This window comes from Streptomyces sp. NPDC055632 (assembly GCF_053618675.1).
In genome coordinates this window covers 21180-27619 of record NZ_JBSHHY010000024.1, presented here as the reverse complement: position 1 = coordinate 27619, position 6440 = coordinate 21180, and the positions used below count along the sequence as shown (strand labels likewise).

General features: G+C 72.3%; 6 protein-coding genes. 2 read left to right on the top strand and 4 right to left on the bottom strand.

Annotation, left to right across the window (positions count from 1 at the left end; all coding sequences use genetic code 11):
- Nucleotides 1-65: 65 nt before the first annotated feature.
- On the bottom strand, nt 66-1262 hold the full coding sequence (locus ACWGSR_RS26365; protein ID WP_453569551.1) for a glycerophosphodiester phosphodiesterase: 1197 nt from the start codon (nt 1260-1262) through the stop codon (nt 66-68).
- Between the two features lie 241 nt (nt 1263-1503).
- Here ACWGSR_RS26365 and ACWGSR_RS26360 point away from each other — a divergent pair, with 241 nt between their 5' ends.
- Nucleotides 1504-2175 carry a lysophospholipid acyltransferase family protein gene (locus ACWGSR_RS26360; RefSeq protein ID WP_062758594.1) on the top strand — a complete coding sequence of 224 codons (672 nt, stop codon included), beginning with the start codon at nt 1504-1506 and terminating at the stop codon, nt 2173-2175.
- 95 nt (nt 2176-2270) lie between these two features.
- On the opposite strand, the gene ACWGSR_RS26355 is transcribed toward ACWGSR_RS26360, so the two are convergent.
- On the bottom strand, nt 2271-3815 hold the full coding sequence (locus tag ACWGSR_RS26355; protein ID WP_453569547.1) for an MFS transporter: 1545 nt from the start codon (nt 3813-3815) through the stop codon (nt 2271-2273).
- Entirely contained in the window at nt 3812-4363 is a 552-nt protein-coding gene (locus ACWGSR_RS26350) for a TetR/AcrR family transcriptional regulator (RefSeq protein WP_366377561.1), read from the bottom strand. The genes ACWGSR_RS26355 and ACWGSR_RS26350 overlap by 4 nt, the downstream gene beginning before the upstream one ends.
- A gap of 84 nt (nt 4364-4447) precedes the next feature.
- On the opposite strand from ACWGSR_RS26350, the gene ACWGSR_RS26345 reads away from it, so the two are divergent.
- Nucleotides 4448-4957, top strand: coding sequence for an HAD domain-containing protein (locus ACWGSR_RS26345; protein ID WP_453569543.1), 510 nt, complete (start codon nt 4448-4450; stop codon nt 4955-4957).
- 12 nt (nt 4958-4969) lie between these two features.
- On the opposite strand, the gene argH is transcribed toward ACWGSR_RS26345, so the two are convergent.
- Complete coding sequence (argH, locus tag ACWGSR_RS26340; protein WP_376238835.1) at nt 4970-6397, bottom strand: argininosuccinate lyase; 1428 nt, start codon at nt 6395-6397, stop codon at nt 4970-4972.
- Nucleotides 6398-6440 lie beyond the last annotated feature (43 nt).

Here is a 6440-nt window from a genome sequence, read left to right as displayed (position 1 = left end):
GTAGGGGGCGTAACCCACCGGGGTGGGGGTCGTGGGGGCCCGGGGGTCCGGGCCCGCGGGGGGCGTCAGCGGCGGGCGGTGAGGTCCGCGGCGGCGAGCAGGGCGGTGTCCGGGTTGTCGGAGAAGATGCCGTCGATGCCCGTCTCCAGGTACTTCTTCAGGGCGCCGAAGGAGTCCCCGTAGGCGTTCGGGTCGGTGCCCCGGCGGAACTCCGCGGGCAGGAAGGCGTTCTCGTTGCGGTGCGTGTACGGGTGGAGGACGAGCCCGGCCGCGTGCGCGTCGCGGACCAGGGTGGTCGGGGTGCCGAGCCGGCCGCCCGCGTCCCGGGGGACGACCAGGTCGAGCGTGGGGCCGATGCCCTTGGCGTACGAGGAGATCCACCGCAGGCCCTGGGGGGTGATCAGGTCCGCGACCGTGCGCGGGTCCCCGGCCTCGGTGAAGTCCCAGGGGCGGCTGCCCGCGCCGGAGAGCAGGACCACGCCGGGGGCGTCGACCAGCTTCGCCAGGCGCTGGATGCTGCTCGGCTCGAAGGACTGGAGGATGACCGGGGAGTGCGCGCGGTGGCGTCCGTACCGGCGCAGCAGCTTCGCGAGCCGCTCCTCCAGGCCGAGGCCGAGGGAGCGGAAGTAGCTGGGGTGCTTGGTCTCGACGTACAGCCAGACCTCGCGGCCCCGGCGGCGGCCCTCCTCGTCGGCCCAGCGCAGCACCTCCTCGAAGGTGGGGACCGTCCAGCGCCCGTCGTAGAGGGTGTTCTCCTGGCGGTTGCCGGGGATGCGCTCCTCGGCGCGCAGGGTCTTGAGCTCGGCGAGCGTGAAGTCCTCGGTGAACCAGCCGGTGAGCGCGGTGCCGTCGACCGTCTTGGTGGTCCTCCGGGACGCGAACTCGGGGTGGTCGGCGACGTCGGTGGTGCCGGTGATGTCGTTCTCGTGGCGGCAGACCAGGTGCCCGTCCAGGGTGGGGACGAGGTCCTGCTCGATCACGTGGGCGCCGAGGTCGAGGGCCAGCTGGTACGAGCCCAGGGTGTGTTCGGGGCGGTAGCCGCTCGCGCCGCGGTGGCCGATGACGGTGGGGACGGGCAGGGAGCGGTAGCCGCGGCCCCGGCCGTGCGCGCCGCTCGCCCCGGCGGCCGGCGCGGTCTCCGGGGCCCCGTCGGCGGCCTGCGCGGTGCCGGCGGTGAGGGCCGCGGAGGCGCCGAGGACGGTGGCGCCCGCCACGCCGAGAACCGTCCGTCGTGCCGGGGTCCGGCGTTCGCCCTGGGTCATAAGGGATCCTCCTGAGTGGACCGTGGTGTGATGTCCCGCACCTGGCGGCGGTGCCCCCGACGCTAGGCACGAAGCCCCTACGGGCGGCAGACCTGCGCAGAACATGGCGGAAACACACGTCAACACTGCGTATCCACTCGGTGAACCCGATGTGCGCGCGGTGGTGACCCGCGAGTATCGTCGCCGGGTGCACCGTCGGTGCTGCCGCCTTCGCCCGACCCGCTTCCCACCGGAGGAACCGTTGTCCCGTCTCGCGATCATCAAGGCAGTGCTCGGGCCGGTCATGCGCCTGATGTTCCGCCCCCGCGTGGAGGGCGCCGAGAACATTCCGGGGACGGGTCCCGTGATCCTCGCGGGGAACCACCTGACCTTCATCGACTCGATGATCATGCCGATCTGCCTGGACCGTCCGGTCTACTTCATCGGCAAGGACGAGTACGTGACGGGCAAGGGCCTCAAGGGCCGGGCGATGGCCTGGTTCTTCACCAGCGTCGGCATGATCCCGGTGGACCGGGACGGCGGCCGGGGCGGTGTGGCGGCGCTGATGACGGGCCGCCGGGTCCTGGAGGAGGGCAAGGTCTTCTCGATCTACCCGGAGGGCACCCGCTCCCCCGACGGCAGGCTGTACCGGGGCCGTACGGGCATCGCGCGGCTGACCCTGATGACGGGCGCGCCGGTGGTGCCGTTCGCGATGATCGGCACCGACAAGATCCAGCCGGGCGGGGCGGGCTTCCCGCGTCCGGGCCGGGTGACGGTCCGCTTCGGCGAGGCGATGGAGTTCTCGCGGTACGAGGGGATGGACCGCGACCGCTACGTCCTGCGGGCGGTGACGGACTCGGTGATGGCCGAGGTGATGCGGCTCTCCGGGCAGGAGTACGTGGACATGTACGCCACCAAGGCGAAGGCCGCGTAGGTCTTCTTCTTACGCTCACGGAAGCGCCCCCGTACGGTCCTTGCCGTACGGGGGCGTTTCCATGAGCGGGGCGGGCCCGGCCGCGGGGCCGCGCGTCAGTGTTCGATGCCGTCGGCCAGCTTCTGGCCCTTGAGCAGGAACCAGGCCGCGACCGCCGTCGCGAGGAGGACCGCCGCGCCGACGCCGGCCGCGATCCGCAGGCCGTCGACGAAGGCCTCCTGGCCGGCCGACACGAGGGCCGCCGCCGTCTGCGGGGCGAGGGACGCGGAGACCTCGACGGCGCCGCCCAGGGACTCGTGGGCGGCCGACGCGACGTCCGAGGGGACGCCGGCCGGGACGGTGAAGCCCCGGTAGACCCCGGTCACGATGGAGCCGAGGACGGCGATGCCGAGCGCGGCGCCCAGTTCGTACGCGGTCTCGGAGACGGCGGACGCGGAGCCGGCCTGCTCCTTGGGGACGCTGGAGAGGATGACGTCGGCGGTGACGGTGAAGGCGAAGCCCGCGCCGACGCCGACGACGAGCAGGGCGGCGCCGAGCAGCGGGTAGCCGGTGTGCTGGTCGAGGGTGGTCAGGACGGCGAGGGAGAGGCCGACCGCCGCGAGGCCGGCGGTCACCACGGACCGCACGGAGAAGCGGCGGGCCGCGACGCCCGCGACCAGGCCGGCGGTGACCGCGCCGATCGCGGCGGGCAGCTCGGCGAGTCCGGCCTCCAGGGGCTGGCGGCCCTGGACCAGCTGGAAGAACTGGGACAGGAAGAACACCAGGCCGGAGAGGCCGAGGATGGTCAGCAGGTCCGCGAGGACGGCGCCGGAGAAGCCGCGGTGGCGGAAGAGGCGCATGTCGAGGAGGGGCGCGGGCAGGGTGAGCTGCCTGCGGACGAACCAGGTGAGCGCGCCGGCGCCGGCGAGGGCGGCGAGGCCCGCGTCGAGGGAGGGGCCGTGCGAGGCCAGTTCCTTGACCGCGTAGACGACGCCGATCATGCCGACGAGGGAGAGGGCGACGCTGGGCAGGTCCCAGGGGCCCGGGTTCGGGTTCTTCGACTCGGGGATCAGCTTGACGCCGACGAGGACGAGGACGGCCATGACGGGCAGGTTGATGAGGAAGACCGAGCCCCACCAGAAGTGCTCCAGGAGGAAGCCGCCGACGACCGGTCCGACGGCCGCGCCGGCCGAGGCCATGGCGCCCCAGATGCCGATGGCGAGGCTGCGCTCGCGCGGGTCGTGGAAGAGGTTGCGGATGAGGGCCAGGGTGGACGGCATCAGGGTCGCGCCGGCGACGCCGAGGAGCGCGCGGGCGACGATCATCGTCTCGGGGCTGGTCGCGTAGGCGTTGAGCACGGAGACGGCGCCGAAGGCGGTGGCGCCGATCAGCAGCAGCTTCTTGCGGCCGATGCGGTCGCCGAGGCTGCCCATGGAGACCAGGAGTCCGGCGATGACGAAGGAGTAGACGTCGCCGATCCAGAGCAGCTGGGTGCCGGTGGGTTCGAGGTCCTCGGAGAGGAAGGGGGTGGCGAGGCCGAGCACCGTGGCGTCGACCGCCACGAGCAGGACGGCCAGGACGAGGACGGAGAGGGCGAGCCAGCGGCCGGGGCGGCGCACGCCCTCGGTGGGGTCGGTGTTCCTGAAGGTGCTGGTGGTCACTTCTCCACGCTCCTGCGCGCTCCGCCGAGCAGCAGCTCGACGATCATGTACTGGAAGTCCTTGGCGGCGACCCGGCCGTCCTGCACGGCCCAGGCACCGGAACCGACGAGCCCGTAGAAGGCCTCGGTGAGCCAGGCGGGGGTCAGGTCGATCCGGAAGACGCCGTTCTCCTGTCCGCGCCGGAAGAGCGCGGAGACCCGGGCGTCGATGCGGGCCCAGCCCTCGTTCTGCTGGTCGCCCTCGAAGAGCTGGTTCTCGGTGACGAGGAACGAGAGCAGGGGACCGACGGGTTCGACCGCGGCGACGAGCCGGCGTACGGCCTCGTCCTCGGGCCCCTCGTCGATCCGGGCGGCGTCGAGGGCCGCCTCCAGCTCCTGGAGCCCGAGCCCTTCGAGCGCCCGCACCAGGGCGTCGCGCCCGGCGAAGTGCCGGTGCAGCGTCGCCCGGCCGATCCCGGCGGCCCGGGCGACCTCGTCCATGGTGGCGGTCGCCTTGCGGGTGAGCAGGGCGGCGGCGGCGCGGAGCACCTGGGTGCGGTCGACTGACATGAGACGAGCGTACACCGAATGAGACATCAATGTCTCATTCAATAAATCGACGCCTCGCCGAGGCGGGAACGGAATGCTGTGAACATGACGAAACCACTGCTGCTCATCGACGTGGACGGACCTTTGAACCCGTACGCGGCCCAGCCCGAGCGGCGCCCGGAGGGGTACGAGACCCATCGGATGCGCCCCACGGGCTGGACGGGGGCGAAGCCGCTGCGGGTGTGGCTCAATCCGGACCACGGAGGCGAGCTGCTCGCGCTCGCGGAGGCGTACGAGCTGGTGTGGGCGACGACCTGGAAGGACGAGGCCAACGAGTGGATAGGGCCTCCGCTGGGGCTGCCCGAGCTGCCGTTCGTCGACTGGCCGCAGATGCACGGAAAGGCCCCTCGCGGGACCTTCTGGAAGACGCAGTACGTCTTGGAGTACGCGGCAGGGCGGCCGTTCGCCTGGATCGACGACGACATCACGTCCTACGACCACGAGTACGTGGAGCGGAACCACCTCGCCGCCGCCCTGCTCCTGCGCGTCGACGAGCGGATCGGGCTGATCCGGCCGGACTTCGACGCGCTCGCGGAGTGGGCGGCGGCGCTGTGATCCTCTGGGGTCCTACTGCTTCGCGGTGGCCCAGGCGTGCTGGATCACCAGGTCTGCCTTGACCTCGACGAGCTGGACGGCGACGGCGGAGGGGGCGGTGCCGCCGCGGCCGTTGCGGGAGGCGAGGGCGCCGGGGACGTCGAGGACCGTGCGGACCTCGGGGGTGAGGTGCTCGGAGATCTTGGCGAACTGCTCGTCCGTCAGCTCGTCCAGCTCCTTGTCCTCGGACTCGGCGACCTTCACGCACTCGCCGGCCACCTCGTGCGCCACCCGGAACGGCACGCCCTGCCTGACCAGCCACTCCGCGATGTCCGTGGCCAGCGAGAAGCCGGCCGGGGCGAGGGCCTCCATCCGCTCCCGGTGGACGGTGAGCGTGGCCATCATGCCGGTGAAGGCGGGCAGCAGGAGCTCCAGCTGGTCACAGGAGTCGAAGACCGGCTCCTTGTCCTCCTGGAGGTCCCGGTTGTAGGCGAGCGGGAGCGCCTTGAGGGTGGCCATCAGGCCGGAGAGGTTGCCGATGAGGCGGCCGGACTTGCCCCGGGCGAGCTCGGCGATGTCGGGGTTCTTCTTCTGCGGCATGATCGACGAGCCGGTGGAGAAGGCGTCGTGCAGGGTCACGAAGGAGAACTCCTTCGTGTTCCAGATGATGACCTCCTCCGCGATCCGGGAGAGGTTCACCCCGATCATCGCGGTGATGAAGGCGAACTCGGCGACGAAGTCGCGGGAGGCCGTGCCGTCGATCGAGTTGCCCGCGCTGCCCCGCTCGAAGCCGAGGTCCTTCGCGACCGCCTCCGGGTCGAGGCCGAGGGAGGAGCCGGCGAGGGCGCCGGAGCCGTACGGGGAGACCGCCGTCCGGGTGTCCCACTGGCGCAGCCGCTCGGCGTCCCGGGAGAGGGACTGGACGTGGGCCAGGACGTGGTGGGCGAAGAGCACCGGCTGGGCGTGCTGGAGGTGCGTGCGGCCGGGCATGGCGACGTCCGCGTGCGCCTCGGCGAGGCCGACGAGGGCGTCCTGGAGGTCGGCGAGCAGACCGCCGATGATCCGGGCGTGGTCGCGCAGGTACATCCGGAAGAGGGTGGCGACCTGGTCGTTCCGGGACCGGCCGGCGCGCAGCTTGCCGCCGAGGTCCGGGCCGAGGCGCTCCAGGAGGCCCCGCTCCAGGGCGGTGTGGACGTCCTCGTCGGCGATCGTGCCGACGAAGGAGCCGTCGGCGACGTCCGCCTCCAGCCGGTCGAGCCCGGCCAGCATCCGGGTCAGTTCGTCCTGGGTGAGCAGGCCGGCGGTGTGCAGCACGCGCGCGTGGGCGCGGGAACCGGCGATGTCGTACGGGGCGAGGCGCCAGTCGAAGTGGACCGACGCGGACAGCTTCGCCAGGGCCTCGGCGGGACCGTCGGCGAACCGTCCGCCCCAGAGCCGTACGTCACCGTTGTTGCTGCTCACAGCTGCTGCTCCTCGGGAGGGTGGGTGTACCGCCGCCTTCCCG